The following is a 25,965-nucleotide window of genomic DNA, read 5'->3' on the forward strand; positions in this document are numbered from 1 at the left end:
AGTGGAGGGTGACGACGTGACGATGTCGAACGAGTACCTGATGCACATCGGCGAGGTCGCCGAGCGCACCGGGTTGAGTGTAAAGACGATCCGCGACTACGACGCCGCCGAGGTGCTGCACCCGTCCGGCCGCACCGAAGGCGGCTTCCGCCTGTACTCCGAGGACGACGTCGCCCGACTCCTGATGGTGCGGCGGACGAAACCGCTCGGGTTCTCCCTCGGGGAGGCCGGGATCCTGGTGGACGCGGTGAAGATGCTCGACGAAGCGCAGCCCGACGTCGACCTGACCGCGGTCCGTTCGCGGGTCGCTGCGTTCATCCGGGACGCTGAGACACGACGAGGGCGCCTCCAGGAGCAGCTGCACATGGTCGACGAGTTCCTCGACGAACTCCGCGCGCACTGACCCGCGCGCGGGCGGCCGCTGGTACTCGCGTGCCGCTGGCCGATCAGCTGTGCAGTGCCGGGTGACGTGGGGCGCGGGCGAAGACGGAGACGACGGCGACGACTGCCGGCAGGATCGCGGCGACCAGCACCGGGGTGGTGTAGTCGCCGGCGACCTCGTGGCCGAGCGCGAGCAGCAGCGGTCCGAACGCGGTCGAGGCGAGGTTCGTCCCGGTCGCGACGCCGCGGATCACGCCGATGTTCGCCGTTCCGTAGTACCGGACGTACGCGGCGGCTTCGATGCCACGCAGGGCTCCGCCGGCGGCGCCGAGGACGAGCCCGTAGAGGACAGCGGTCCACCCGGTGTGCACGATCGGGAGCAGCAGGAGTGCGCCGGTGAGGGTCGTCATCGCGATGGTGACGCCGAACTTCGGCGGGATGCGGTCCGACAGCGCGCCCGTGAGCAGGGTCGCGGCGATGCCGGTGACGGTCTGCGGGAGGAAGTTCGCGGCCGCTTCCCCCGGGGTGAGGCCCCGCTCGCCGAGGACGGCGACCTGGTGGAAGGCCAGCGCGGTGCTGAGCATCCCGGACACCGCGAGCCCGGCAGCGATGGTCCAGAACATGCCGGTGGCGGCCGCTTCCCGGAGCGTCCACACCGGCCCGCCACCGGCAGTTTCCGCGGACTTCCTGCCCTGGGCAGTGGCGGTACGTCGCGGAAGGAGCAATCCGATCGGGATCACGACCGCGGCGACGACGACCGCCTCCACCCGCCACGCGACGTGGATGTCGGTGCCCGCGATCAGGGTCTCGACGAACACCGGCACCAGGGAGATCCCCCCGGAGCCGATCCCTGACGCGATCCCGAGCGCGAGGCCCCGTCGGTCGGCGATGCTGCGGGCGACGAGCGTCGTCGCGGCGAGCGAGAGCGCGCCCTGCCCGGCCATGCGCACACCGACGAACCCAGCCGTCAGGCCGACGATCCCCGCGACGAAGCTCAACGCGGCGAGGAACACGGCGAACGCGACCCCGATGATGATCGTCATCCGCCAGACGCCCCACCGGTCCAACGCTCGACCCGTCAACGGCAGGACGCACGCACCCAGCAGGGTGCCGATGAGGTAACTCGTCGACACCTCCGTCCGTGAGATGCCCAGCTCCCGGATCAGCGGGTCCGTGAACACCGACAGGCCCGCCGTCTGCCCCGGCGCACTCATGACCGACAGGGCACCGCCCGCAGCGATCACCGCGACCCACGGCAACCAGCCACGTACACCCCTCGCCGTCCGGCCGGGCGGCGTCGCTGTCGGATCCGCCGGTGGGACGGCACCCGGGGTGGGCAGGGTGATGTCAGATGTGTTCGGGGAGGACGTGATGCCACGCTCGCTTTCACTGGGGACTCCCGAACCCTACCGCCACGGAAGGGTTGTCGATACCTGGTACAGGGGCCGGGGACACGACGGCGCTACGCTCGCCAGAGCCCAGCAGGACCACGAAGGAGAAGCCGATGACGGAGCGAGCCGCACCGACGACGATGCACATCGGCGAGCTCGCCGACCGTACGGGCCTGTCGAACCGGACGATCCGCCACTACGACGAGGTCGGTCTCCTGCACCCGTCCGGCCGGACCGAGGGCGGCTTCCGGCTCTACACCGACACCGACCTCGCCCGGCTGCTCATCATCCGTCGCATGAAGCCGCTCGGCTTCTCCCTCGAACAGATGGCCGAACTGCTCGCCGTCGTCGACGCCCTCGAGGTCGTCGGTGACGGACCCGGGCAGGCGCGTCTCCGCGAGCAGCTCGACGAGTACATCCGCGACACCGAGCAGCGGCGCGCGAAGCTCGAACAGCACCTCGGCATGGCCGACGAGTTCCTCGGGATCCTCCGCGAGCGGTGAACGCCGGAGCACCTGCGAGGCGATCTGTCGACGAGCGAGGCACGCCGGGGAACGGTCGTTCTCCCCGCGTTGTGGGTCTCGAGGGCCTCCTCACGGCCTGGTTCGATGGTCCCCGTACCGGACTCGTGATCCGGACGGTGTCGTGTCTGGCTGCATTCGGGTTGCAGCCAGGCACTGCTTCCCGTGTCCCGTGTCCCGCCCGTCTCCGGCCGGTCCGCAACTCCTGCACGGGGGCGTTCACGGGATGACCACTGTCCGCGCCCGGTCGGGGGGTTGCGGAGCAGTAGACAGGGCAGTTCACTCGAGAGCGCACCGTGTTCCACTACGGCAGGGAGACCAGCACCGATGCGTTCGATCGTGTACACCAGCACACAGACCCGTCCGATCACGGACACCGAGCTCGCGCAGATCCTCGCGGTCGGGCGGGAGAAGAACACGGCCCTCGGGGTGACGGGCATCCTGGCGCACAAGGGTGACAACTGCCTCGGGATCATCGAGGGCGACGACGAGACCGTTGCTGTCCGCTTCGAACAGGTCCGCCGTGACCCTCGGCACACGAACGTCCGGATCCTGGCGGACGAGCCCGTCGCCCAGCGGTCGTTCCCGGACTGGTCGATGGCGTTCCAGCCGCTCGATCCGCTGATGCAGCAGGTCCCGGGATTCAGTGACCTGTTCGGCCCCAGCCAGCCAGCCGACCCCATGTTCGGCCTGACCCGGGCGCGAGGGCTGTTGGAGTGGTTCCGGAAGCACCCGCTGGCACCCCTGACGAGCCGGACGGCCGAAACGGACGAAGCACCGCGCACGCGCGCGATCGACGGGGCGATCGCCGCGCTCCACGACGGCGGCGTCTCCCGGTTCACCCTCGACGTCGTCGCTGAGCGCGCGGGCATGGACGCCGACGAGGTCCGTGCGGCGTTCCCGACGGAACGGGCGCTGCTCGCCGCGACCGTCGAACGGTGGACGCAGACGATCGCGGCGCCGCTCGTGCCGTTGATGGCGGAGAAGGGCACCGTCCCGTTCCTGCACGCCCTGCTCGCTGCACATGCGGAGCAGCCGGCACTCATGGAACTCCTCGCCGCGAGTCTCGCGTCCGCCGCTGACCCGACGGTGGAGGGCGCCGACTACCACCGGTCCACCTACCGGCGGTTCCGGCAGTCGATCCGTGACGGGCTCGCAGCGGACGTCCGCGACGGACGGGAGCCGGCGACCATGGACCCGGTCCGGGGCGCGCAGCAGTTGCTGGCGCTGTACGACGGGCTCCGCCTGCAGGCGCTGCTCACCACGGACACGGACCTCGTCGACGCGTTCGACCGCGCGGCGACGCGGATGCGTCGCGGGTGGTCCGAGCAGTACGAACAGCCGTCGTACTGGGACACGCCCGGCGCCGGGACCCGCTAGCGCCTGCGGGACCGCCGCTCGTGCCGTGGTTCGCCACGGCCCGAGCGGCGGCCCCGCACCGTGCAGGAGCAGGGACGGCGCGGCCGCGACCGACCGCCCCGCTCCCCTACCGCTTCAGGTTCGTCAGCTCCTGCAGCACCTCGTCCGAGGTCGTGATGATCCGCGCGTTCGCCTGGAAGCCGCGCTGCGCCACGATCAGGTTCGTGAACTCCTGCGACAGGTCCACGTTCGACATCTCGAGGGTGCCCGAGGCGAGCTGTCCCACACCCGGGTCGCCGGGTGCGCCGACGGTGGCCTGGCCGGAGTTCGCGGTCGCGCGGTACCCGGATGCGCCGGTCTTCTCGAGGCCGGCCGGGTTCGCGAAGGTGGCGAGGGCGATGCGGCCGATCGCCAGCGAGGACCCGTTGGAGAACGACCCGACGACGGTGCCGTCCTTCGAGATCGAGTACCCCTGCAGGGAGCCGGCCGCGCTGCCGTTCTGCTCCGAGATCGACGCGGTGTCGAGCGACGCGTAGCCGGTCGTCTTCGAGACGTCGACGGTGATCCCGCCGACGGTGACGGGGCCACCGCTGGCGAGCGACCCGTCGGTGTTGAACGTCAGCGTCGTCGCCGGGCCGAGCGTCCCGCCGTCGATGCGGCCCTGGACGCTCCACTGCGTCGCCGAGGTCTTCGTGTAGGTCAGCGTGAGGGAGCGCTTCTCGCCGTCCGGGCCGTAGACGGTGGCCTCGCGGACCTTCTGGGCGTCGACGGCGGTCTCGGACGGCAGATTGCCCGTGACCCCGGCCGTCGTGGTCCGCACCGCGGGTGCTGCGGCGTCGATGGGCAGCCGGATGTCGGTCAGGCCGCCACCCTCGTTGACCACACCGTTCGTGGCCGAGTAGCCCTGCACGATCTTGCCGTCGGCGGTGACGAGGCGACCGTCGGCGTCGAAGTCGAACGCGCCGGCGCGGGAGTAGACGTTGTCGTTGCCGAGGCGGGTGACGAAGAACCCGTCGCCGGAGATCATCAGGTCGGTGGCCTTGCCGGTGGCCTGTGCGGAGCCCTGCGCGAAGTTGGTGGAGACGCCGGCGACCTGCACGCCGAGGCCGATCTGCGCGGGGTTCGTGCCGCCGAGGCCGGTCTGCGGTCCTCCGGCACCCTGGGTCATCTGCGACAGGGTGTCCTGGAAGACGGTGGTCGACGACTTGAAGCCGACGGTGTTGACGTTGGCGATGTTGTTGCCGGTGACGTCGAGCATCTGCTGGTGCGAACGGAGACCGGAGATGCCGGAGTAGAGGGAGCGGAGCATGGTGCGACCTTTCGTGGAAGGAAGACTCGTGGAGGGAAGACTCGTGGAGGGAGGACGAACAGGAGGGGGACGAGGAGCGCGGCCGCGGGTCAGGCGGGCTTGATACCGGAGATCACGTCGAGGTCGACCTCCTTCCCGTTCACGGTCACGGTCGGCACACTGTTCGCGTACGACACGGCGGTGGCGGTGCCCGAGACCGCGGTCCCGGTGCTCGCGTCGGTGTAGCTGACCTGCTTCCCGACGAGGTTCGCGGCGGCGATCCGCATCTGCAGCGAGAAGTTCTCGTTCGCCGTCGTGGTCTGGTTGGTGATCTGCTCCATCGTCGCGAGCTGCGTCTGCTGGCTGATCATCTGGTTGGTGTCCATCGGCGAGGACGGGTCCTGGTTCCGGAGCTGCGTGACGAGCAGCTTCATGAACACCTCCGAGTCCATCGTCTGGGACTTCTTCGCACCGGCGGTCTGGGCGATCGCCGCTGCCTGCGTGGCAGCGTCCACCGAGCCGGTGATGCCGTCGAGGGGCATGGTGTGGTCTCCTTCTCGTGTCCGCGTCAGGCGAGGACGTCGAGTCCGACGGATCGGACGGTGGTGGGCCGGGTGGTGACCGGCGCGGTCGGGGTGGGGCGGGCCTCCAGGCCGACTCCCGGGCGCAGCACCGTCGGTGCCGGCCGGTCGTCGCGATCGGGCTGCGCGCCCGGGTGGTTCTGGGAGGACAGGTCGAGGGTCGTGGTGGTCCCGCTGCCGGCAGCGTCACGGCGGAGGTCGGGCAGCACCTGCCGGACCGCGTCGCGGCCGGCGTCCGACGCGGCGAAGAGCTCGACGTGCATCCCGTGCGCGGTCACGTGCGCGCGGACCGTGACGGGACCGAGCGCGTCGGGCGTGACCTGCACCGTGACGACGTGGTCGCCGGGACCGGCCTGCGCGAGCGTGAACACCGGGCGCGCGAGCTGCTGTGCGAGGGGCACCGGGGCGTTCGCCGTCGCCGCGCCCGGCGCGGTCGGGAGCCCGGTCGTCGCGGGTGCGGGGACCGCGAACGGCGTCTCGCCACTGCGCGGGGCGGTCACGGCCTGGAGGCTCGGATCACCCTGGCCGCCCGTCCGCCGGTCCGACCCGTGGTCGCTCCGGGCCCCGGTGGCCGGTCCGGTCTGCACGACCGGGGCGGCGGCGGTCGCCGTGCTCGCCGTAGCGGTGTCGGCAGGGCGACCGGCCTGCGGCGCCGACGACACGCTGGTCGCTGCCGTGGGGCCGGCGGCCTCGGCCGCGGCGTCCGTCGTCGCGAGCGGGCTGCTCGCCGTCGTGGTGGGAAGGGTCGTGGCGGTCAGGGTCGCGGTGGCCCCGGTCGTGGTGGTCCCGGTCGTGGTGGTCCCGGCAGTGGTGGTCTCGGTCGTCGTGCTCGCGGACGCGGTCACGGCGACGGCTGTCGCGGCTCCGGGAGCGGCGGAGCTCGACGCCCCGTCCACCGCGACGGGTCCGAGGACCGACGGGGACGCGACGGTCGAGCCGGTCGCCGCAGAGGTGGCGGTCGTCGAGGGCGCGCCGGGTGCACCGGTCGTCGACGGCGTGGTCGCGAGGACGGGCGTCGTTCCCGCGGACACGTCGGATGAGTCGGACACGTCGCCTTCGAGCGGCGCCGCAGCGGGACGGACCACGGCGGGCTGTGCCGCACCGGGCCGGGGAGCGCCGGACGTTCCTGCAGGTCGAGCGGTCGTGGACGGCACGACGCCGACCTGCGGTCCGGTGGAGCGCGCAACGGCGGGTCCGGAGCCGGCAACCGGTGCCGGCGTAGCGATCCCGGCCGTCGCTGCGCGGTCCGCGGTGCTGGCAGGACCGGCGGTCCCGCGCGTTTCTGTGACTCCGAGCGGGTCGGAGGCCCCGGTCGGTCGTGCATTGCCGGCCGAGGGCGCGACACCGTCCGTCCCCGCGGTCCCGACCTGGGGCGACACCGCATCGTCCGACACGGCGGCGGCGCTGGCCGACGGGACCGCGACGAGGGCGGTGGGCACCGGCACGATGCCGAGCAGCGTCGGGTCGGTGGCGGGGACAGCGGCCGTCGTGTCCGCGGTGGTCGTGTCCGCGGTGTTCGGGGCAGCGGCGGTCGAGGCCGGAGCGCCCGTGGCGGGGGCACCCGAGGCGGCGGCCGTCCCGGACGGCGCACCGGTGACGCCCGCGGTCCCCACCGACACACCGAACGCCGTGCTCGACGCGGCCGGCGCGAGCACCGCGGCGAGGGCGGCGCCGAACGGCAGCGCCGAGGTCGTCGACCCGGCGGTCGCAGCGCTCCCCGGTGCGGCGGGGGCCGGGGAGAGGGTCGTCGTGCTCACGGTGCTCATGCAGCACTCCCCCGCATCGCCGACAGGAGTGCCGCGGTCTGCAGGTCGGTGACCGACTGCGCCGCACCCGCTGCGGAGACCGAGCGGGTCGCCGCAGGAGCCGCGGCCTCGCTCGGCACGATGCGGCGGATCGTCGCGATGTCGGAGTCCTTGTACCAGTTGTCCACGATCCGGACGTCCTTGCCGGGTCGGGGTGCGTGCAGCACCTTGCCGTCACCGACGTAGATCACGATGTGCTGCTCGCCCTTCGGGATGATGAGGTCGCCCGGCTTCGCGTCCTTGAGCGACCCGACGGGCACCCCCATGTCCGCCTGGTCGGGCACCACGCGCGGCATGGTCACCCCGAGGTCCTTGAACACCGTCTGCACGAGCCCGGAGCAGTCCATGCCGGACCGGGTCGTCCCGCCGAACACGTAGGGCACGCCGAGGTACTTCTTCGCGTCCTCGACCACGTCGGACCCCGTGGCGCCGCTGCCGGTCGCCAGGGTGCCGCGGCCCGCGTCGACCGAGGTGGCCGGCGTGCGGGACGCCCCGTCGGCAGCAGCGGTGCCGGCGGCGCCGGCGCTCGTCGACGTCCCGGTCGCGGTCGCCAGGGCGTCGGCGAACGCGCGGGTCGTGGCCTCGTTCGAGGCGGAGCCGCCCGCGGAGGCGGTGGTACCGCCGCGCAGGGCGTCGATCTGGGTGCGGATCTCGGCGATCCGGGAGAGCACGGCGTCGACGCTCATCGGACACCACCTTCCGTGCGGCGTCGTGCCGCGATCTCGTCGAGGGCGTCCTGCTCGGCGCGCAGGTCGGCGGCGGCCTGCTCGTGGTCGTGGTGGCCCTCGAGCTTCTCGAGGCCGAGCGCGGCACGGCGGGCGGCGGAGTACGCGGTCCGGGCGGCATCGGCATCGGCACGACGGGTGCGTGCGACGGCGTCGAGCTCCTCGAGCATCCCGCGGGTCGAGGCCCGCGCGGCCGCGAGCGCGCTCAGCGTCGCGGCGTCCGTGACGAGCTGCTCCTGCTCGCGGTCCGCCAGGTTCCGCCGCGCGGCGATGCGGGCGTCGGCGGCGTCGCGGACACGGTCGTTCGCGGCGGCCAGGGCGGCGGCGGCGCGGTCCTGCTCGGCGTGCCGCAGACGCAGCAGGCCGGCGAGGGGGAAGCGTCGGGCCATCAGGCGGACACCCCCAGTCGGGCGACGAGGGCGTCGAGGGCTCGCCAGGACGTCCCGGCGTCGGCGCGGTCGTCCATCCCCTGTCGGAGGAACGCGTCGATCGCGTCCTGGTGGGTGACCGCTGCGTCGACGAGCGGGTTCGTGCCGGGCTGGTAGGCGCCGACGTCGAGCAGGTCCTGCGCGTTCCGGCGGGCCGCCATCACCTTCCGGAGCGCGGTGGCCGCAGCACGCTGCCACGGCTCGGTGACCTTCGAGGCGACGCGGGACACCGAGCCGAGCGCGTCGACGGAGGGGAAGTGCCCGGTCACGGCGAGCTTCCGGTCGAGCACGACGTGCCCGTCGAGGATGCTCCTGGCGCTGTCCGCGATCGGCTCGTTGTGGTCGTCGCCGTCCACGAGCACGGTGTAGAGCCCGGTGATGCTGCCGACCCGGTCGGTGCCCGCGCGCTCGAGGAGCCCGGCGAGCACCGAGAAGGTCGACGGCGGGTAGCCCCGGGTCGCGGGCGGTTCGCCCACGGACAGTCCGATCTCGCGCTGCGCCATCGCGACGCGGGTGAGCGAGTCCATCATGAGCACGACGTCCTGCCCGGCGTCGCGGAACGACTCCGCGATCCGGGTGGCGACGAACGCCGCGCGCAGGCGCATCAGGGCCGGCTCGTCGGACGTCGAGACCACGACGATCGAGCGGGCGAGGCCCTCGGGCCCGAGGTCGTCCTCGAGGAACTCCCGAACTTCGCGGCCGCGCTCCCCCACCAGGGCGATGACGTTGACGGCTGCGTCGCTCCCGCGCGCGATCATCGACAGCAGCGAGGACTTGCCGACGCCGGAGCCGGCGAACAGGCCCATGCGCTGTCCACGACCCACGGTCGTCAGGGTGTCGAGCACGCGGACGCCGAGCTGCATCGGCGCGTCGATCCGCGTTCGCGCCATGGCGTTCGGCGTCGCGTGGTCGAGCGGCACCCAGCCGTCGGTGTCGAGCGGACCACGGTCGTCGATCGGCCGCCCGAGCCCGTCGAGCACCCGGCCGAACAGCCCTGCACCGGTCGGCACCAGCACGGGACGACCGGTCGGGCGGACGGGGGTGCCCGCGGTCACCGCGACGAGGCGTCCGAGCGGCATGCAGCGCACACCCGTGGGATCGGTGGCGACGACCTCGACGGGGGTCTGCGGACTGCCCTCGGTGCCGACGGTCAGGACGTCGCCGATCCGGGCCTCGACCCCGGCGACGGTCAGCCCGAGGCCCACCGCGCTCGTGACGAGGCCCACGCGCTGCGGCGCGGCGAGGGCGATCGCCTCGTCGAGCCCACGGGGACGGAGGAGGGTCGCGGTCACCGGGACGCCTCCGGCCGGTCGGCGGAGCGGCCCAGCGCCGCGCGCGCACGGTCGAGCGCTGCGCCGATGCGGAGGTCGAGCAGCCCGTCCGGCAGGTCCACGACGGCGTCGCCGTCGAGCAGCGCCACGTCCGGCACGACCGGGACCGGCAGCGCGAGGTCGGCGACGCGGGCTGCGTCGGCGGGGCTGAGCCGGACGGCCACCGCGACGGTGGCGTCGACCGAGGCGAGCGCCCGACGGACGGTCGCCTCCGCACCGGTGGTGGGGCGTGCCTCCTGGCCGTCGCCCTCGCCGGTCGCGTCGTCCTGGCGCCCGGAACGCACCACGTGTCCGACGACGGCCTCGGCCAGGTCGAGCGCAGCGTCGACCAGGGACTCCTCGGCGTCGGCCAGCACCGGCACGACCTGGGAGAGCATCGCGTTCGTGGCCGCGTCGAGCACCTGGACACGGCGGACGGTCTCGGCCTGGAGCGCCGCGAGTCGCGTTGCGTGCTCGGCCTCGAGCCGGGCGTGCAGCGCAGCGGTCTCGGCCTGGGCGGCACGGAGGCCCGCGGCGTAGCCCGCGGCGTGGCCGCGCACGTCGGCGGCCGCTGCGAGGTCGCGGGTCGTCGCGCTCCCGAGCACGGGGAACGCGACGCGCTGCACGGTGGTGTCAGTCAACGAGCTCGTCCTCCTCGGCGCGGTGGACGGTGATCGTGCCCTCGGCCTCCAGCTCGCGGACGGAGCGGACCACCTCGGCGCGCGCCTCCTCGACCTGCGAGACGCGCACGGGGCCCATGGCCTGCAGCTCGTCGTCCAGCAGCTCGCGGTTGCGCTCGGACACGTTCGCGCGGATCGTCTCGACGACCGGCGTCGGCGCACCCTTCATGGCGGTCGCGAGGAGCTTCGAGTCGATGCCGCGGAGCACCTGCTGGATGTCGCGCGACTCGAGCTTGACGATGTCCTCGAACGTGAGCATCCGCGAGCGGATGTCCTCCGCGAGCTCCGGGTCGCGCGCCTCGAGGCCGTCGAGCACGGCCTTCTCGGTGGCGACGTCCGAGCGGTTGATGATCTCGACCAGGGGCGCGATGCCGCCGACGACCTCGACGCTCTCGCGCGGCGAGACCACGGCACCGGCGCGCTGGCGGAGGACGCCGGCGACGATCCCGACGGCCTCGGGGGTCGCCGTGCCCATCGTCGCGAAGGCCTGGGCGACGTCGGTGCGGACACGGTCGTCGACCCCGGCGAGCACCGCGCTCGCCTGCCCGGGCTGCAGGTGCGCGAGCACGAGGGCGATGGTCTGGGGCAGCTCGCCCTCGAGCAGGCTGACGACCTGGCCGGGTTCGGCGTCGTCGAGGAACTCGAACGACTGCCCGGCGAGGTTCGAGGCCAGCCGGTCCATCACGCCCGCGGCGCGTTCGAACCCGAACGACGCCTCGAGCAGCCCGAGCGCGGCGTCCTTGCCGCCGCGCTTCTGCACGCGGCCGCGCTGCGTGATGCGGTGGAACTCGCTCATCGTGCGGTCCACGACGGAGTCGTCCACGCGGCGCATCCGGACGATCTCGGCGCTGATCTCCTCGGCCTCGAGCTCGGTGAACTGCTTCATCACCTCGGCCGCGCGCTCGGTCTCCATCTGCATGAGGATGAGCGCGACCTTCTGCGCGCCGGTCAGGGCGCGGTCGGTGGTGCCCCCGCCGGCGGGGACCGGGACGAGCGCGCTCACACCGGCGACCGGTCGTCGAGGAGCCCGCGGAGCAGGTCGGCGGTGCGCTTCGGGTCGCGCTCGGCCAGCGCGGAGATCTCCTGCCGGCGACGCTCGGCGCTGATCTCGTCCGTCGTCAGCACCTCGGTCGGGGCGTCGTCGTGGGGCAGCGTCTGCAGCGCGACCGTCCGCGGCTCGACGGCCGGGATCGCCAGGTCGTCGGTACCGAGGGGCAGTTCGAACGTCTCACCGGCGAAGGCGTCGAGCTCACCGACGTCGACGGCCTCGCGCGACTGACGGCGGGCACGGCGGGCCAGCACGATCGCGAGCACGATCGCGGCGGCGAGGACGGCGACGACGATGCCGGCGGTGCGGATGGCCGACCACATGGCCTGCTGCTGCTCGGCCTGCTGCTGCTCCTCGAGGGCCTTGGCGGCGTCCTTCGCCGCGGAGTCGTCGAAGTCCATCATCGCGACGCGGACCTGGTCGCCCCGGGCGTTGTCGGCTCCGGCGGCGGCGGACACCAGGTCGTTGATGCTCTGCAGGTTCGCGTTCTGCACCGAGTCGGCGCGCGAGTTCAGGGCGACCGAGATGGTCTGCCGCTCGACACCACCGGCGGGGATCTGCGTCGTCTCGGTGGTCTTGTCGACGGCGTTGTTCTTCGTCGCCGACTCGTTCTTGTAGCCGTCGTCACCGGCGGCCGTGCCGTTCGTGGTGGTGCCGCCGGCGGTCCCGTTCGGCACCGCGATGTTGTCCGGACCGAGGACGCCGGTCGCACCGGCGCCCGCACCGGACCCGGAGCCGTACTCCTCCGTCGAGCTGGACTCGTTGAGGGCGACTGCACCGCCCTTCGGCTGTGCGAAGCTCTCCGACGTCCGGGTGCCCGACTGCTGGTTCATCGTCGCCGAGACCACGACGCTCGCGTTGCCCGGTCCGAGCGTGGTGTCGAGCAGGTCCTGGATCTTCTTCCGGGTGGCCGCGTCGTAGTCGGCGGCCTGGTCGGCGCCGCTGCCTGTCGCTCCGGTACCGACCGCGGAGAGGGTCTGGCCCTTCTGGTCCACGACGGAGACGTCGGTGGGCTGCATCCCCTCGACCGCGGCGCTCGTCAGGTGCACGATCGACTGCACCTGGTCCGTGGTGAGCTGCGCGCCGTTCTCGGTCGCGACGAACACCGACGCCGTCGGGTCCTTCTCCTCGGACACGAAGACGGTCTTCTCGGGGATGGCGAGCTGCACGGTGGCGGCCTTCACGCCGTCCATCGACGAGATCGTCTTCGCCAGCTCGCCCTCGATCGCCCGCTTGTAGGTGACGTCCTGCTGGAACTCCGAGCTCGTCACGCCCATCTTGTCGAGGAGCGAGTAGCCGCCCTCGTTCGACGACGGCAGGTTGTTCGACGCCGCCTTGAGCCGCTCCGAGTACACCTTGTCCTGCGGAACGAGGATCGTCGCGCCGCCGTCGGTCAGCTGGTACGGCACACCGTCGGTCGTCAGCTGGTCGGTGATCGAGCTCGCGTCGGCTGCGGCCAGTCCGGTGAAGAGCGGCGCGTAGGACGCCTTGCCGAGCCAGCTGGCGAGGGCGATCCCACCGAGCACGAGTGCGGCGACGCCGATCAGCGCGATGGTGCGCTGCGCGGCGGAGAAGCCCTTCACGTAGGCGACGAGCCGCCCCCACGTGTTCTGCATCGCGGCGGGCATCAGGCCTGCATCCGCATGATCTCGTTGAACGCGTCGACGCCCTTGTTGCGGACGGCGGTGACGAGCTCGAGGGTGACCTGGGCACGGGTGGACGCGATGGTGGCGTCGTGGATGTCGTCGAGGTTGCCCGTGACGGCCTTGAGCGCCAGGGTCTTCGAGTCGCTCTGCAGCTGCTGGAGCCCGTCGACCGCGTTGCCGAGGCTCGCGGCGAAGCCGTCGCCGCCGGTGGTCGGCTGGACCGCGCCGGCGCCCGCGGCACCGCCGAGCGCTCCGGCACCGGTCGCAGCGTCCGTGGCGCCGGCGAACGCACGGGTCATCGCGTTGGTGGTCACACCGTTCAGTGCGTCGATGGGCATCAGTTCTTCCCGATCTGCAGTGCCGCCTCGTAGGCGGTCTTGGCACGGTCGACCACGGCGGCGTTCGCCTGGTACCCGCGCTGGGCCATGATGAGGTCCGCCATCTGCGTGCCGAGGTCGATGTCCGGCATGCGGACGTAGCCCTCCGCGTTCGCGAGCGGGTTGTCCGGGTCGTAGGTCACGCGTCCGGCGGCGCTGCCGAACGCCGCGCCCTTGACGTAGGCGCCCGACGTGCCGGCGCCCTCCTGGACCTCGACGTAGCGGGCCTGGAACGCGGAGTCGTCCATCGAGCGGACCGTGTTGACGTTGGCGATGTTGTCCGAGATCGCGTCGAGCCACTTCCGGTGCACGGTCATGCCGGTGCTCGCGATGCCGATCGCGTCGAAGGTCGTCACGAGTTCGTCCGCATCGCGGCGCGGAGGGCCGTCGCCTCGCCGCCGACCGCCTGGGTGGCGAACTGGTAGCGCAGGACCGTGTCCACGTTCGACAGGGTCTCCTGGTCGAGGTTGACGTTGTTGCCGATCTCGTTCGTCGGCTCGAGGCTGCGCGCGGTGGTCGCGGTCGCGTGCCCGTCACCGTGCACGATCGACTGCGCGAGGGCGTCCTCGAAGCGCACCTTCTCGGCGTGGTAGTTCGGCGTGTTGATGTTCGCGACGTTGTTCGCGATGGTGCGCTGTCGCAGCGACAGCCCGTCGAGCGCGCTCTGCAGCGCGACGCTCGTCACGGAATCGAACACGGGTGGCCCGTCCCCTCGGTGTGCGACGTCGTGCGACGTCGCCGATTGGCGGTGGCCGATCCGTGGCCGAACGAGTGAGCGATCCGTGCTCGGAGGGCGCTGTCGGCGGCGGCGCTGGGGACGTTAGGGCTCGCCCCGAACGGGGGGCGGGGGCTGGCTGCGGCGGCGGGGCTCGTTGAACACTCGTCGCGTGCTCCGCTGTGGTGCGACGAAGCCGCTGTCGTCCGACGACGCATCTGTCGTCCCGGCCGGAGGTGCGCGACGGCCCACGACCGACACGACGGAACCGCTGTCGTGCGACGACGCATCTGTCGTCGTGCTCGCTCGAGCAGGCGCGCCTCAGGCGGAGGCGTCCAGGTACACGGAGCCGCGCGGCTCGTCCGTCGCCGCGACCTGACGGAGCGCGCCGAGGTGCTCCAGGGTCTGCCGTCGCTCGGTCTCGAGCGTCGACATCCGGTCGCGCTGCGCGGCCAGCAGCCGGGAGGCACGACCCACCAGCGCGCGCGGCACCGGTCCGAGCGTGGTCGGGACGACCCACGGGGTCGCGTCGAGGACGATCGCTGCGGTGCCGTCCGTGGTCGCGTCGATCGTGGTCAGCTCGTGCTCGAGGGCGTCGAGCACCGCGGCCCACGCAACGTCGGCGGTCTCAGCGGCGGGGGTGGGGTGCGGGTCAGGCGACACCGAGCGCTCCCCCGGTGCCGACCTGCGGCGCCTGGGTCGTCGGGAGGGCCGCGGCGGCCTCGTGCCACGACTGGCGCAGCGGCTCCAGGATCCGGATGCAGTCGCGCGTCGCCTGCACGTCGCGGTGCACGTTCGCGGTGATCAACGACGTCGACGCGTAGTTGTAGATCGCGAGGAGCCCCTCGCCGCCGTCCCACACGTCGATGCGGAGCGTGGACGACAGCTCGCCGACGATGGCCTGGGCGTGCAGCAGCTGCTCGCGCGCGGCCTCCCAGTCGGACGTCGTCTGCGCGGCTTCGGCGCGGTGCAGGTCGAGGAGCAGCCGGTCGTAGAGCATCGTGACGAGCTGCGCGGGCGTCGCCGAGAGCACGGCCTCGTTCGTGTACTGCGCTCGGCGCTGGTCGGTCACCGTGCGGGGCTGTGCGGCCTGACGGAAGGCGGCGGACTGCAGGTCGAAGGCGTTCATGGTCGTTCCCGTCACTTCGACGTCGATGCCAGCTGGCTGGAGAGCCACGCCGACTGGGACTGGAGCTTGCTGAGGCTGGTCTCGAGGGCGGAGTACTGCGCCTGCAGCGTCGCCCGTCGTGCGGTGAGCCGGTCCGACCAGTTGTCGATCTGCGTCGTCAGGTCCTTCGCGACCGACTGCTGCCCGGTGATCGAGGTCGTGATCGACCCCGTGTACTTGTCCGACGCGGCCGTCGCTGCGGCGCCGACGTTCGTCGCGACGCCGGACAGCATGGCCTGGGTGCCCTGCGGGTCGTCCGCCAGGGCCTTCTGGAAGACCGCGGCGTCGAAGTTGAAGGTGCCGTCCTTCTGGATGACGATGCCGATGGACGACGGCGACTTCCCGTTGACCGGCGTCGACATCGTCGTGGTGAGGCGCTGCACCGCGTCGCGGGTCGTGCCGTCTCCGGTGAGCACGCCGGCCTTCGTCGACGTGGTGCCGGTGGTCGGACTCGTGGTGCTCGTCACCGCCGTGTTCGTGGCGTAGTACGAGGTGATGGCGTTGAGCGCGTCGACGAGCCCGGACGCGACGGCCTGGGCCTTCGTGGTGTCCTGCGCGACCGTGACGGTCACCGGGTCGGTGGTGGTCTGCGTGACCGTGACGTCGAGCCCCGGCAGCAGGTCGTCGAACGTGTTCGTGGGGCTCGTGACCGTCTGCGCGGCGGCGGTCCCCGCCCAGAGTGTGACGCTCGCGTCCTTGCCCTGGGTGACGACGGCGGCTCCCGGCTGGGTGAAGACGTTCGTCGCGGTACCGGCCGTCACGTCGTCGGACGAGCCGCGGTAGAGCGTGAAGGAGGCCGCTGCGCCGGTCTTCGTCGCGCTGAGCTGCATGCGGTAGAGCTTCGTGCCGTCGGCGTCGGTCCCGGCCGCGACCTTCGTCGCGGTCACACCGGCGCCGGCCTTGTTGATCGCGGTGACCGCGTCGTCGAGCGATCCCGAGGCCGGTGTGACGGTGGTCTTCTTCCCGTCGGCACCGACGAGCGTGAGCGGCTCGGCTGCGGACGCCCAGGTCGACATCGCGGCGGTGACGCCGACGTGTGCCGCCGCGGTCGACCCGACCTGGAAGCTGACGGAGCCGGCCGAGGCCGTGGCGTCGGTCGCGACGGTGACCCCGGTGGACGAGCTCTTCGCGGCGTACACGTCGAGCGACGTGGCCTTGGCGGCGTCGCCGGCCTTCGTCGCGAGCGTCTGCACGAGCGAGTTGATCGTCTGCAGCGACGACACGAACGAGTTGGTGTCGGTGAGCTTGTTCTTGAGCAGGGTCTGCGGGACCTGCTCGATGGTCATCAGCGAGTTGATCAGGTCGGAGGTCTTGAGACCGCTGACCAGACCGTCGATCGCGAGACTGTTGCCCGAGACGGACGACGTCGACATCGCGGGGCTCCCTGTCGTCGGGGGTGGTCGTGGGTGTGGTGACGCCGCCGTCCGGAGGACTCGAACTCCTCCGGACGACGGCGTCGGTGGTGCTAGCGGAGGAGCGAGAGCACGCCCTGGGTGCTCTGGTTCGCCTGCGCGAGCATCGAGGTGCCGGCCTGGCTCAGGATGTTGTCGCGGGTGTACTTGACCATCTCCTGCGCCATGTCGACGTCGGTGATGCGCGAACCAGCAGCGGTCAGGTTCTCCTTGGCCACGTTCGTCACGTTGATGGCGTGGTCGAAGCGGTTCTGGACCGCACCGAGCTCCGAACGAGCGGCCGAAACCAGCTTGATCTGCGAGTCGATCGTGGTGATGGCGGCCTGAGCCTCAGCTGCCGTGCCGAAGGCGATCCCGGCCGTCGACTTCGCTCCATCGCCAAGGGCTTCGACGCCGGAGGTGACGTCGCCACCGTCCTTCGCACTGATGGTGACCTTGGTGCCTTCCTTGTTCGCGACCGCGACGAACGCAGACGAGAACTTCGCGTCGGCGTTCAGAGCAGCAGCGTACTCACCGGTGTCCTTGAACGCGCCCGCGTCGCCGGAGCCCTTGGCCAGAGGGTCGGTCGTGATCACCGTCGTCGTGTCGCCCGCCTTCGAGGTGAAGGTACCTCCGGCGAGCGTCGCAATTGCGTCGGCGTCCGGCGTGAACTCCTGGCCGTTGAGAACGGACAACGACTTCGCGACGTCGGCCACGTTCGCCTTGGTCAGGTCGACCGTGATCTGGCTGCTGGCGTCACCGTTCGCGCCGACCTGGAACTTCATCTTGCTGTTCGAACCGTCGAGCAGGTTCAGGCCGTTGAAGTTGGTCGACTCCGAGATGCGGGACAGCTCCTTCTGGAGCTGACCGACCTCGGTGGAGATCGCCGCCCGCGACGTCTCGTTGTTCGAGTCGTTACCCGCCTGGACGGCGAGGTCGCGCATGCGCTGGAGGATCGAGTGGGTCTCGGTGAGGCCACCTTCAGCGGTCTGCACGACGGAGATGCCGTCCTGCGCGTTGCGGGCGGCGACCGTGAGGCCACCGACCTGCGACTTGAGTCCCTCGGAGATCGTCAGACCGGCAGCGTCGTCGGCAGCACGGTTGATGCGGAGACCCGTCGAGAGCTTCTCGAGGGACTTCGACAGGTCGTTCTGCGTCGAGTTGAGGTTCCGGTACGTGTTGAGTGCCGAGAGGTTGGTGTTGATGGACATACCCATGGTGGTTTCCTCCGTGAATCCTTGGGTGGTGGTGTCTGCCCGTCCATGGGCTGACATCCGTGACTCTCGGCAGGTCCGCCGAGGTCGTTAGGTGTCGGCGGGAAATCGTCCCGCCGAAGATCAGCTGGCTGCCACTGCCGTCGGCACCGACGCGTCCTGCACGGCGCGGGCGACCCCGGCAGCGGCGTTCGCCGCGACCCGCGCCAGGTACGCACTGCGCCGCGCGGCGGTCGTGCGCGACACCGGCTCGACCGCGGTGCCGTCGCCGTAGTGCTCGGCGAGGCCGTCCCGCAGGAGCCGCATCGCCTCGGACCGCTGCTGCGACACCGCGGAGTGCGTGATCCCGAGCTCGGCCGCGACCTCGGTGACCGAGCGGTCGCCGAAGTAGACGTTCTCGACGACGTAGCGCATCCGGTCGGGCAGCGCGGCGACGGCGGCGCGCAGGTAGCGGCGCTTCTCGGCCTCGAGCAGGTCCTCACCGGGCAGCGGGTCCTCGGACGCGATGACGTCGTGCACGGTCTCGTCGATCGTGCCGACCGTCCGGGCGGCGTCGGACATGGCATCGGCGGCCGTCTGGCGGTCGACGCCCATCGCGTCGGCGATCTCCTGGACGCCGACCGAGCGACCGAGTCGGGCGGACAGTGCCTCCTGCGTCGCGAGGGTCTCGCGGATGCGCTTCCGGGTGCCGCGCGACGCCCAGTCGGACGAGCGCATGTCGTCCGCGAGCGCACCGGTGATCCGGGTACGGGCGTAGGCGCCGAAGGGCACGCCGAGCTCCGGGTCGAAGGCCTCGGCGGCGGCGACGAGTGCGAGCGAGCCCACGGCAGCCAGGTCGTCACGGTCGAGGTGGGTGGCCCGCGCACGGACGTCCGACACGATGTAGCCGACGAGCGGCAGGTGCTCCACGATCATCGCGTTGCGTGCGTTCCGGTCCATTGGCTTCCCCTGGTCGACGTGCTGACTGACCCGTCCGTGGGCGCGACGGACACCGGCCCTCGGGAGGCCGGTGCGGTCGACGAAGAACCACCCGGTTCCCTCCGGGCGGTGCACCCGCGCCCCTGCGACGCGGTGCGGGAGTGTCCCCCGCGGTGCGGTTCGAATGTATCGGCTGGGAAGTCACCGGTGCAGGCTGTGAACGTCCCCAGTGCGGGGGGACGCGGGGTTCCAGCGGTCCGCACTTCGGCGGACAAACCGGCACGAACCGCCGGTTCTGTCCCCCGGTCTGGGTGACGGTGCGTCCCCCGGGAGCGCACGGCCGGGAGGCGCAGCACCGCTCCGCCGAGCAGCACCGGCCCGCCTCGTGCTCGCTTCCACCGCCGCGGTCCGCTTACGACGGACCGCCCGGCGTCGATAGTCCCCGCTGTCCACCGGAAGGCGGACCGGCACGACCCGCTGGTCGCCGACACCGATCCCGAACCGGGAGGAGCCATGAGCGTGAACGACCTGTCCGCCGTCCTCTGGCGCGAGCGCGAACTGCTCGAACTGCTCACGTTCAAGCTCGAGGAGGAGCAGCTCCTGCTCGCCGCCGGGCGCTCCCGCTGGGTGTCGCACGCCAGCCGCGAGGTCGAGCAGGTCCTCGAACGGCTCCGCAGCACCGGGCTCGAGCGCGCCGCGTCGAGTGCCGCCGTCGCCGAGGAGTGGGGTGTCGACCCCGACGCTCCCCTGCGCGACGTGGTCGCCGCCGCGCCGAACGGCCCCTGGGGCGAGATCCTCGCGACGCACCTCGCCGCGATGGTCGAGCTGACGACGCACATCGGCGCGCTCCGCGACGAGAACGACCGCTTCCTCCGGACGGCTGCCCAGGCCACCGAGGAGACCCTCGCCGGCTCGGTCGGCGACGCGTCCACGTACGACGCCTCGGGCAGCTCCGGCTCCCGTCCCGACGGCGCACGCCTGTTCGAGGGGACCCTGTAGCACCGTGGTGAGCACCTTCGGATCCCTCGCGACCGCCTACTCCGGCCTGACCGCGGCGCGCGCCGGCATCGACGTCACCGGGCAGAACATCGCCAACGCCGGCACCGCCGGGTACACGCGCCAGCGCGTCACGCAATCGTCCGTCCCCGCCGTGCAGACCGGCTTCGTGCACGGCACCGCTGCCCTCGCCGGGCAGGGCGTCTCCGTCGACGGCATCGCACGCCTCGGCTCCCTGACGCTCGACGCCGGCCTCCGTGCGGCGACCGGCTCGTCGGCCTGGGCACAGACCCGCGCGACCGGGCTCTCGGCGATCGAGGACGGCCTGCACGAGCCCGGGAAGAACGGCCTGTCGGCACAGCTCGACGTCTTCTGGTCCGCGTGGGGCGACCTCGCCGCGCACCCCGACGACGCGGGCGCCGCCTCGTCCGTGATCGCCGCCGCGACCACCGTCGCGACCGCCCTCGCCACCGGCTCGAAGGCGCTCGACACGCAGTGGACGACGGTTCGTTCGACGGCCGCGACCCAGGTCGACCAGCTCAACGACGCGGCGGAGCAGGTCGCCGGGCTGAACGTGCAGATCCGGTCGGCCCTCGCCGCCGGTGGCAGCGCGAACGAACTGCAGGACCAGCGCGACCGGCTCACGCAGCAGATCGCGGGACTCGCCGGTGGCACGGTCCGGACGAACACCGACGGCACCGTCGACGTCCTCCTCGGCGGCAACCCGCTCGTGCAGGGCGACACCGTCCGCACCGTCGCGCTCGAGGGTGGCGCGCGTCTGGGCGACGGCGCTGCCGTGTCCCTCCGCTGGACCTCGGGCAGTGCCGGCTCGGTGACGCTCGACGGCGGCTCGATCGGTGGCGCGCTCGCACTCCTCGCCCCCGCTGCCGGCGGCACGGGTGGCGCCATCGCCGAGGCGTCGGCCGCGTACGACCGGGTCGCGACCCGACTCGCCGAGACCGTGAACACCGAGCACGCGAAGGGCACCACGCCCTCGGGTGCCACCGGAGCGCCGTTCTTCGCCCTCGCCGCGGGCACCCCGGCCGCGCAGGGCCTCTCGGTCGTCCCGACCGGCGGCGACGGGTTGGCGACGCGGAACGCGGCGGGACAACTCGACGACTCGTTCGCCGACACGCTCTCGCGACTCGGCACGGTCGCCGGGGGTGCGGACAGCACCTGGGCGAGCTTCGTGGCGGGGGTGGGCAGCGCCTCCCGGACGGCCTCGTCGGAGGCGACGCTCACCGGACTCGCCCTCACCAGCGCGCGCACGCAGCAGCAGTCCGGCGCCGGCGTGGACCTCGACGAGGAGAACGTCAACCTGCTCAGCTACCAGCACGCCTACCAGGGCGCAGCGCGCGTCCTCACCGCGGTCGACGAGATGCTCGACACGCTCATCAACCGCGTCGGACTCGTCGGGAGGGGCTGACCGTGATCACCCGTGTGACCACCCAGATGTCGATCACGGCCGCGACGGAGCGGCTGCAGGCGAACGCCGCCCGCGTCGCCGACGCCACGCAGCGCGCCACCACGCTGCAGGCGATCGCGAAGCCGTCGGACGACCCGGTCGGCACCGGCTCGTCGATGCAGGTGCGGAAGGAGCAGGCCGCCGCCGCGCAGTACACGCGCAACGCGAACGACGCAGTGGGCTGGCTCGCGACGACCGACAGCGCCCTGTCCGGCGCCCACGCGGTGCTGACGACGGTGCGGGACCTGACCGTGCAGGCCGCGAACTCCGGTGTGATGGACGACACCGCCCGCGACGCGTTCATCACGCAGTTCCGGGCGCTCAAGGCCGACCTCGAGTCCGCCGCCAACACGACCTACGGCACGCGGTCGGTCTTCGCCGGCTCCTCGACCGAGGCGACCGCCTACACGAGCGCCGACGGCTTCGCCGCTGCGACCACCGCGGTGTCCCGACGCGTCGGCGACGCCCAGACCGTGCGGGTCGACACCCCGGGGGCCGCGGCGTTCGGCTCCGGCGCGACGTCGGCCTTCGCGGTGATCGACGGCATCGTCGCCGACCTGCAGAACGGTGTGAACGTGAACCCGAAGCTCAACGACGTCGACGCGGCGCTCGACACCCTCCGTGCGGCGCAGGCCGACGTGGGTGTGCGGCACGCGGCGGCACTGGGCGCGCAGGACGCGCTGAAGACCTCGTCCGTCGCGCTGGAGACCCGTCGCGCCGGCATCGAGGACCTCGACCTCGCCGGTGCGGTCCTCGACCTGCAGGTGCAGCAGACCACCTACCAGGCAGCCCTCGCCGTCACCGCGAAGGTCCTGCAGCCGACCCTGATGGACTACCTCCGATGAGCATCGACCTGACCTTCCCCACGCCCCCGTTCGGGCTGTCGCCGGCACCCGTGTTCACCCTGGAGCCCGTCGAAGGTGCCGAGGGGCTCTTCGCCCTGCACGGCGACGACGCGCGGCTGTTCCTGCTCGACGCCGCGGTGCACCTGCCCGACTACGCGCCCGAGCTCACCGACGAGCAGGCGGCCCTGATCGGCCTGACCGACCCCGCCGACGCGATGCTCCTCGTGGTCGCCAACCCGGGGGCGTCCGGCACGACGGTGAACCTGCTCGCCCCGGTCGTCGTGCACGCGCGCACGGCCGTCGGCGCCCAGTTCATCCTCGAGGACCAGGACCTGCCGCTGCGCGCGGAGCTCGCGCGGCGGTAGCGCGGCGGGGCTGGGGCGGGCTCTCACGGTTGCACGCGTTCTTCGACATCACACGCGTCGATCGTCACGCGCAACGTCGCCCCATGCGCCCGCACTCTGTGCGCGGGCATCGTTCGACATTCCGCGCGTCGATCGACAGGTGCTCCGTCGCAGCATGCGCCTGTATCGACCAGGCTCGTTCCTGCACAGGCACGAGTCCGACCTGGCTCCTCCACGGAGTGCGCCGATCGAGCCCTGGCCTGATCGGCCGTCGAGCATCCTCGTCGCATGAGGACAGCTGACGAGGTCGAACTGGTGCGGACGGCACGCCTGCCCGATGCCGAACGACGGGCACTCGAGCGGGCGACGGCACGAGGGGCGTACGAACGTGTACGACCGGGCGTGCTCGTCGTCCGCGGCACCACCGCCGCGCTCGGTCCTGAGCAGCGACACGTCCTCCTCGTCCGAGCCTCGCTCCCCCGGCTCCGGGAGCACGATGTCCTCAGCCACGAATCGGCCTGTGCGGTCCTCGGTCTGCCCGTCGTCGGCGACTGGCCTCCGCGCGTCCACGTCGTCGACCCGACGGCAACGGGGACACGGGTCACGTCCTGGTTCGTCCGACACGGTGGCGCAGGTCGTCCGCTGTCTCGGGACCACGATGCTCGTGGTCGGCCGACGACGACCCCGGGCCGAACCGCAGTCGACCTCGCTGCCTCGCGCCCGCTGCTCCACGCGCTGCCCGTCGTGGACCACGTGCTGCGCTGGCGACTGGCGACGCCGGAAGGTCTACAGCACGAACGCACGCTCATGGGACCGAAGGGCCGGACGAAGGCGGCGGCGGCGCTCGGGATGGGGTCGGCGCTGTCCGACTCCCCGGCGGAGTCGGTGTGCCGGGTGCGCTTCCGACTGCTCGGGACGCCGGAGCCCGTCCAGCAGCACGTCTTCAGCCGTGCGCGAGACCGGACGGCAGTCGTCGACTTCTGGTTCCCGGACCAGGGCGTCGTCGTCGAGGTCGACGGGCGGGCGAAGTACGGCGACGGTGCGGACGCCGCCGCCGCACACTGGCAGGAGAAGCAGCGCGAGGACTTCATCCGGTCGTTCCCCGAGGTCCGCACGGTCGTCCGGGTCGTCTGGGCCGACCTGATGGAACCCGAGCGCTTGCGCGCGAAGCTCCTCCGAGCGGGTGTGCCGTGCCGGTGACGACGACCTGCACGACCACCGAGCCGGCGCGCGCGGCGTACTGCGAGTGCGGAGCTCCCACCGCGTCGGCGTACGTTCTGCGTCATGGCCCGACAGCACAACGACGGGGCGATCGTGCCGATGCCGCCCGCCCCGGTCCAGTCCGACACCCGCGACGACCGCACCCCCACACCCGAGAACCCCACGGGGTGGACCAAGATGCTCGACCGCGTCATCGCCGTGCAGCGTCCCGTGGTGGTCGCGCACGTGAACGCCGTGCGGCGTCGCCACCCGGATGCGAGCCCCGCCGAGGTCATCCAGATCCTCGAGCGGCAGTACCTCACGGCGGTGACCACGGGTGGCGCTGCCGTGGGAGCGAGTGCGGTGATCCCCGGTGTCGGCATGGCAGCGGCGCTCGGCCTCAGCGGTGCCGAGACGGTCGGCTTCCTCGAAGCCACGGCACTCTTCGCGCAGTCGGTGACCGAGGTGCACGGCATCGCCCTCGAGGATCCGGAACGCTCGCGCACCCTCGTGATGGCCCTCATCCTCGGCGCTCCGGGGACGCAACTCGTCAAGCAGCTCGCCGGTCAAGCCACCGGGGGCCAGGCACGCTCGGCGTTCTGGGGCGAGATGGTGACGGCCTCCCTGCCGAAGCAGGTGGTGAGCGGCATCGGTGGCAAGGTCCGCGACCAGTTCATCAAGCGCTTCGCAGCGCGGCAGGGCGCCTCGGTCCTCGGCCGTGCGCTGCCGTTCGGCATCGGCGCGGCCGTCGGCGGCCTGGGCAACCACGCACTCGGCAAGAAGGTCGTCCAGGCGTCCCGCGAGGGCTTCGGACTGCCACCGCGGCACTTCACCGTCGTCCTCGAGACGAAGCCGACGAAGGAGCGCGGCCGTGGGGCGAAGGACCGAGCGGCCGGCGACGGACGAACGGACGAGAAGGAACGTCGAGTGCTGCCGTGGCGCCGGAAGGAGCGAGACGACGAGGACCTCTGGGCGGACACGCCGCACCGTGACCCCCAGCACGACCGCGAGGCACCCGACGGGCGCGGCGAGCGCGGCTGACGTCGCACGGCTGACGGCGAGCGGCTGACGGACGGGAGGCGCGGTGCCAGCGTGCACCGCACCTCCCATCCGTGCGCGGTCCGCGTCCGTCGACGGGCCGCCTCCGTCAGCGCGTCACCGGGTCACGACCGCCGCTTCGGCGTCCGCACCACCTGCCCGGCGTGCGCGAAGCCCCCGCCGAAGCCGAACAGCAGCGCCAGGGTGTCCTCCGGCAGCTCCCCGCGGTGCCACGCCTTCGACAGCCCGAGCGGCACGCTCGCGGCCGAGGTGTTCCCGGACTCGACCACGTCCCGCACGACGTACTTGTCCCCGCCGCCGAGTGCCTCGGCCAGCGGCTCGATGATGCGGAGGTTCGCCTGGTGGAAGGCGAGGACGCCGATGTCGTCGAGCGTCACTCCGGCTGCGTCGACGACCGCGCGGGCGTGTCCCTCGGCCTCCGTGATCGCCCAGCGGTAGATCGACCGACCCTGCTGCGTGAAGTACTCGGGGTCGCGCGTGACCAGCACGGCCTCGTTGAGGTGCGGCACGCTCCCCCATGACACGGGTCCGATCTCCGCGGTGTCGGCAGCACCGATCACCACGGCTCCGGCACCGTCGCCGACGAGCACGCATGTCGAGCGGTCCGTCCAGTCGGCGATGCTGGACAGGGTCTCGGAGCCGATCACGAGGGCGGTGTCCGAGGCGCCGACGCGGATCGACTGGTCGGCGAGGGCCATCGCGTACTCGAAGCCGCTGCACGCCGTGTTGATGTCGATGGGTGCCGGACCGTTCGCCATCCCGAGCGCCGCGGCGACCCGTCCGGCCGTGTACGGCGACCGCTCGCGGTGCGTGGTCGAGGCGACGATCACGAGCCCGATGTCGGAGGGCTCGAGACCGGCGTCGGCGACGGCCATCCGACCGGCCTCGATCGCCATCGACACGACGCTGTCGTCGGGGCCCGCGATCCGGCGGGTCCTGATGCCGGTGCGGGTGGTGATCCACTCGTCGTTCGTGTCGACCATCGTCGACAGTTCGTCGTTGGTGAGGACCCGGTCGGGTTGGTGGTGGCCGAAGCCGAGGATCCGGCTGCCACGGAGTGCTGGCGTGTTCACCCGCGGCACGCTACTCCCCTCGGTCCACGGCGCATGC

The 25,965-nt window shown here is 72.1% G+C and carries 28 protein-coding genes; 9 read left to right on the plus strand and 19 right to left on the minus strand.

The features are described 5' to 3' along the window. The first annotated feature begins 22 nt into the window (after positions 1-22). Positions 23-403: a MerR family transcriptional regulator gene (locus JOD95_RS02430; RefSeq protein WP_209683378.1), complete on the plus strand. Its 381-nt coding sequence runs from the start codon at positions 23-25 to the stop codon at positions 401-403. 43 nt (positions 404-446) lie between these two features. Here the strand turns inward: JOD95_RS02430 and JOD95_RS02435 are convergent, their stop codons facing one another. Then, positions 447-1,595 (minus strand): MFS transporter, encoded by a 1,149-nt coding sequence (locus JOD95_RS02435; protein WP_209682761.1) that lies wholly within the window; start codon positions 1,593-1,595, stop codon positions 447-449. Positions 1,596-1,885: 290 nt separating this feature from the next. Between JOD95_RS02435 and JOD95_RS02440 the strand changes: the two genes are divergently transcribed. Both JOD95_RS02440 and JOD95_RS02445 read left to right on the plus strand, forming a co-directional pair. Beyond that, entirely contained in the window at positions 1,886-2,275 is a 390-nt protein-coding gene (locus JOD95_RS02440; protein ID WP_209682764.1) for a MerR family transcriptional regulator, read from the plus strand. A 345-nt stretch (positions 2,276-2,620) separates the two neighbouring features. Continuing rightward, on the plus strand, positions 2,621-3,673 hold the full coding sequence (locus JOD95_RS02445; protein WP_209682767.1) for a BLUF domain-containing protein: 1,053 nt from the start codon (positions 2,621-2,623) through the stop codon (positions 3,671-3,673). 106 nt (positions 3,674-3,779) lie between these two features. On the opposite strand, the gene JOD95_RS02450 is transcribed toward JOD95_RS02445, so the two are convergent. The 17 genes from JOD95_RS02450 to JOD95_RS02530 all read right to left on the minus strand — a co-directional run bounded on the left by JOD95_RS02450 (position 3,780) and on the right by JOD95_RS02530 (position 18,967). After that, positions 3,780-4,961 (minus strand): flagellar hook protein FlgE, encoded by a 1,182-nt coding sequence (locus JOD95_RS02450; protein ID WP_209682769.1) that lies wholly within the window; start codon positions 4,959-4,961, stop codon positions 3,780-3,782. Positions 4,962-5,050: 89 nt separating this feature from the next. Beyond that, the gene (locus JOD95_RS02455; RefSeq protein ID WP_209682772.1) at positions 5,051-5,482 is read right to left on the minus strand and encodes a flagellar hook assembly protein FlgD; all 432 of its coding nucleotides are present in this window, start codon (positions 5,480-5,482) and stop codon (positions 5,051-5,053) included. Positions 5,483-5,508: 26 nt separating this feature from the next. Next, positions 5,509-7,287 carry a flagellar hook-length control protein FliK gene (locus tag JOD95_RS02460; RefSeq protein WP_209682775.1) on the minus strand — a complete coding sequence of 593 codons (1,779 nt, stop codon included), beginning with the start codon at positions 7,285-7,287 and terminating at the stop codon, positions 5,509-5,511. After that, positions 7,284-8,012 (minus strand): C40 family peptidase, encoded by a 729-nt coding sequence (locus JOD95_RS02465; RefSeq protein ID WP_066654116.1) that lies wholly within the window; start codon positions 8,010-8,012, stop codon positions 7,284-7,286. The genes JOD95_RS02460 and JOD95_RS02465 overlap by 4 nt, the downstream gene beginning before the upstream one ends. Next, positions 8,009-8,440: a hypothetical protein gene (locus JOD95_RS02470; protein ID WP_066654114.1), complete on the minus strand. Its 432-nt coding sequence runs from the start codon at positions 8,438-8,440 to the stop codon at positions 8,009-8,011. Before JOD95_RS02470 ends, JOD95_RS02465 begins: the two co-directional genes overlap by 4 nt. Continuing rightward, complete coding sequence (locus JOD95_RS02475) at positions 8,440-9,771, minus strand: FliI/YscN family ATPase (protein ID WP_066654112.1); 1,332 nt, start codon at positions 9,769-9,771, stop codon at positions 8,440-8,442. Before JOD95_RS02475 ends, JOD95_RS02470 begins: the two co-directional genes overlap by 1 nt. Then, positions 9,768-10,430 (minus strand): hypothetical protein, encoded by a 663-nt coding sequence (locus tag JOD95_RS02480; protein WP_144411291.1) that lies wholly within the window; start codon positions 10,428-10,430, stop codon positions 9,768-9,770. Before JOD95_RS02480 ends, JOD95_RS02475 begins: the two co-directional genes overlap by 4 nt. Continuing rightward, positions 10,423-11,472 (minus strand): flagellar motor switch protein FliG, encoded by a 1,050-nt coding sequence (fliG, locus tag JOD95_RS02485; protein ID WP_209682778.1) that lies wholly within the window; start codon positions 11,470-11,472, stop codon positions 10,423-10,425. The genes JOD95_RS02480 and fliG overlap by 8 nt, the downstream gene beginning before the upstream one ends. Beyond that, on the minus strand, positions 11,469-13,145 hold the full coding sequence (gene fliF, locus JOD95_RS02490) for a flagellar basal-body MS-ring/collar protein FliF (protein WP_209682781.1): 1,677 nt from the start codon (positions 13,143-13,145) through the stop codon (positions 11,469-11,471). The genes fliG and fliF overlap by 4 nt, the downstream gene beginning before the upstream one ends. Further along, positions 13,145-13,501, minus strand: a complete 357-nt coding sequence (gene fliE / locus JOD95_RS02495; protein WP_144411290.1) for a flagellar hook-basal body complex protein FliE — start codon at positions 13,499-13,501, stop codon at positions 13,145-13,147. The genes fliF and fliE overlap by 1 nt, the downstream gene beginning before the upstream one ends. Further along, the gene (locus tag JOD95_RS02500) at positions 13,501-13,896 is read right to left on the minus strand and encodes a flagellar basal body rod protein FlgC (protein WP_224442989.1); all 396 of its coding nucleotides are present in this window, start codon (positions 13,894-13,896) and stop codon (positions 13,501-13,503) included. Before JOD95_RS02500 ends, fliE begins: the two co-directional genes overlap by 1 nt. Next, positions 13,893-14,237, minus strand: a complete 345-nt coding sequence (locus JOD95_RS02505) for a flagellar basal body protein (protein ID WP_066654107.1) — start codon at positions 14,235-14,237, stop codon at positions 13,893-13,895. Before JOD95_RS02505 ends, JOD95_RS02500 begins: the two co-directional genes overlap by 4 nt. Before the next feature lie 339 nt (positions 14,238-14,576). Then, positions 14,577-14,918, minus strand: coding sequence for a hypothetical protein (locus JOD95_RS02510; RefSeq protein ID WP_209682784.1), 342 nt, complete (start codon positions 14,916-14,918; stop codon positions 14,577-14,579). Then, a complete protein-coding gene (fliS, locus tag JOD95_RS02515) occupies positions 14,908-15,384 on the minus strand; it encodes a flagellar export chaperone FliS (RefSeq protein ID WP_235426581.1) in 477 nt (158 codons plus the stop codon). Before fliS ends, JOD95_RS02510 begins: the two co-directional genes overlap by 11 nt. Positions 15,385-15,395: 11 nt before the next feature. After that, positions 15,396-16,796, minus strand: a complete 1,401-nt coding sequence (gene fliD / locus JOD95_RS02520; protein WP_209682786.1) for a flagellar filament capping protein FliD — start codon at positions 16,794-16,796, stop codon at positions 15,396-15,398. 92 nt (positions 16,797-16,888) lie between these two features. After that, the gene (locus JOD95_RS02525; protein WP_209682789.1) at positions 16,889-18,031 is read right to left on the minus strand and encodes a flagellin; all 1,143 of its coding nucleotides are present in this window, start codon (positions 18,029-18,031) and stop codon (positions 16,889-16,891) included. 120 nt (positions 18,032-18,151) lie between these two features. Continuing rightward, the gene (locus JOD95_RS02530) at positions 18,152-18,967 is read right to left on the minus strand and encodes a sigma-70 family RNA polymerase sigma factor (RefSeq protein WP_209682792.1); all 816 of its coding nucleotides are present in this window, start codon (positions 18,965-18,967) and stop codon (positions 18,152-18,154) included. Between the two features lie 492 nt (positions 18,968-19,459). On the opposite strand from JOD95_RS02530, the gene JOD95_RS02535 reads away from it, so the two are divergent. From JOD95_RS02535 to JOD95_RS02560, 6 genes are all read left to right on the plus strand, one after another. Next, the gene (locus JOD95_RS02535; protein WP_066654099.1) at positions 19,460-19,945 is read left to right on the plus strand and encodes a flagellar protein FlgN; all 486 of its coding nucleotides are present in this window, start codon (positions 19,460-19,462) and stop codon (positions 19,943-19,945) included. Between the two features lie 7 nt (positions 19,946-19,952). Then, a complete protein-coding gene (gene flgK, locus JOD95_RS02540; protein ID WP_209682794.1) occupies positions 19,953-21,368 on the plus strand; it encodes a flagellar hook-associated protein FlgK in 1,416 nt (471 codons plus the stop codon). Positions 21,369-21,370: 2 nt separating this feature from the next. Next, positions 21,371-22,252 carry a flagellin gene (locus JOD95_RS02545; RefSeq protein WP_209682797.1) on the plus strand — a complete coding sequence of 294 codons (882 nt, stop codon included), beginning with the start codon at positions 21,371-21,373 and terminating at the stop codon, positions 22,250-22,252. After that, positions 22,249-22,617 carry a flagellar assembly protein FliW gene (gene fliW, locus JOD95_RS02550; RefSeq protein WP_209682800.1) on the plus strand — a complete coding sequence of 123 codons (369 nt, stop codon included), beginning with the start codon at positions 22,249-22,251 and terminating at the stop codon, positions 22,615-22,617. The genes JOD95_RS02545 and fliW overlap by 4 nt, the downstream gene beginning before the upstream one ends. 786 nt (positions 22,618-23,403) lie before the next feature. Continuing rightward, entirely contained in the window at positions 23,404-23,796 is a 393-nt protein-coding gene (locus tag JOD95_RS02555; protein ID WP_209682801.1) for a hypothetical protein, read from the plus strand. A gap of 84 nt (positions 23,797-23,880) precedes the next feature. Then, positions 23,881-24,837 (plus strand): hypothetical protein, encoded by a 957-nt coding sequence (locus JOD95_RS02560; protein WP_209682803.1) that lies wholly within the window; start codon positions 23,881-23,883, stop codon positions 24,835-24,837. A 122-nt stretch (positions 24,838-24,959) separates the two neighbouring features. Here the strand turns inward: JOD95_RS02560 and JOD95_RS02565 are convergent, their stop codons facing one another. Then, positions 24,960-25,928, minus strand: a complete 969-nt coding sequence (locus JOD95_RS02565; protein ID WP_209682805.1) for a beta-ketoacyl-ACP synthase 3 — start codon at positions 25,926-25,928, stop codon at positions 24,960-24,962. Between the last annotated feature and the right edge of the window lie 37 nt (positions 25,929-25,965).

This window comes from Curtobacterium sp. 1310 (assembly GCF_017834105.1).
GTDB lineage: Bacteria > Actinomycetota > Actinomycetes > Actinomycetales > Microbacteriaceae > Curtobacterium.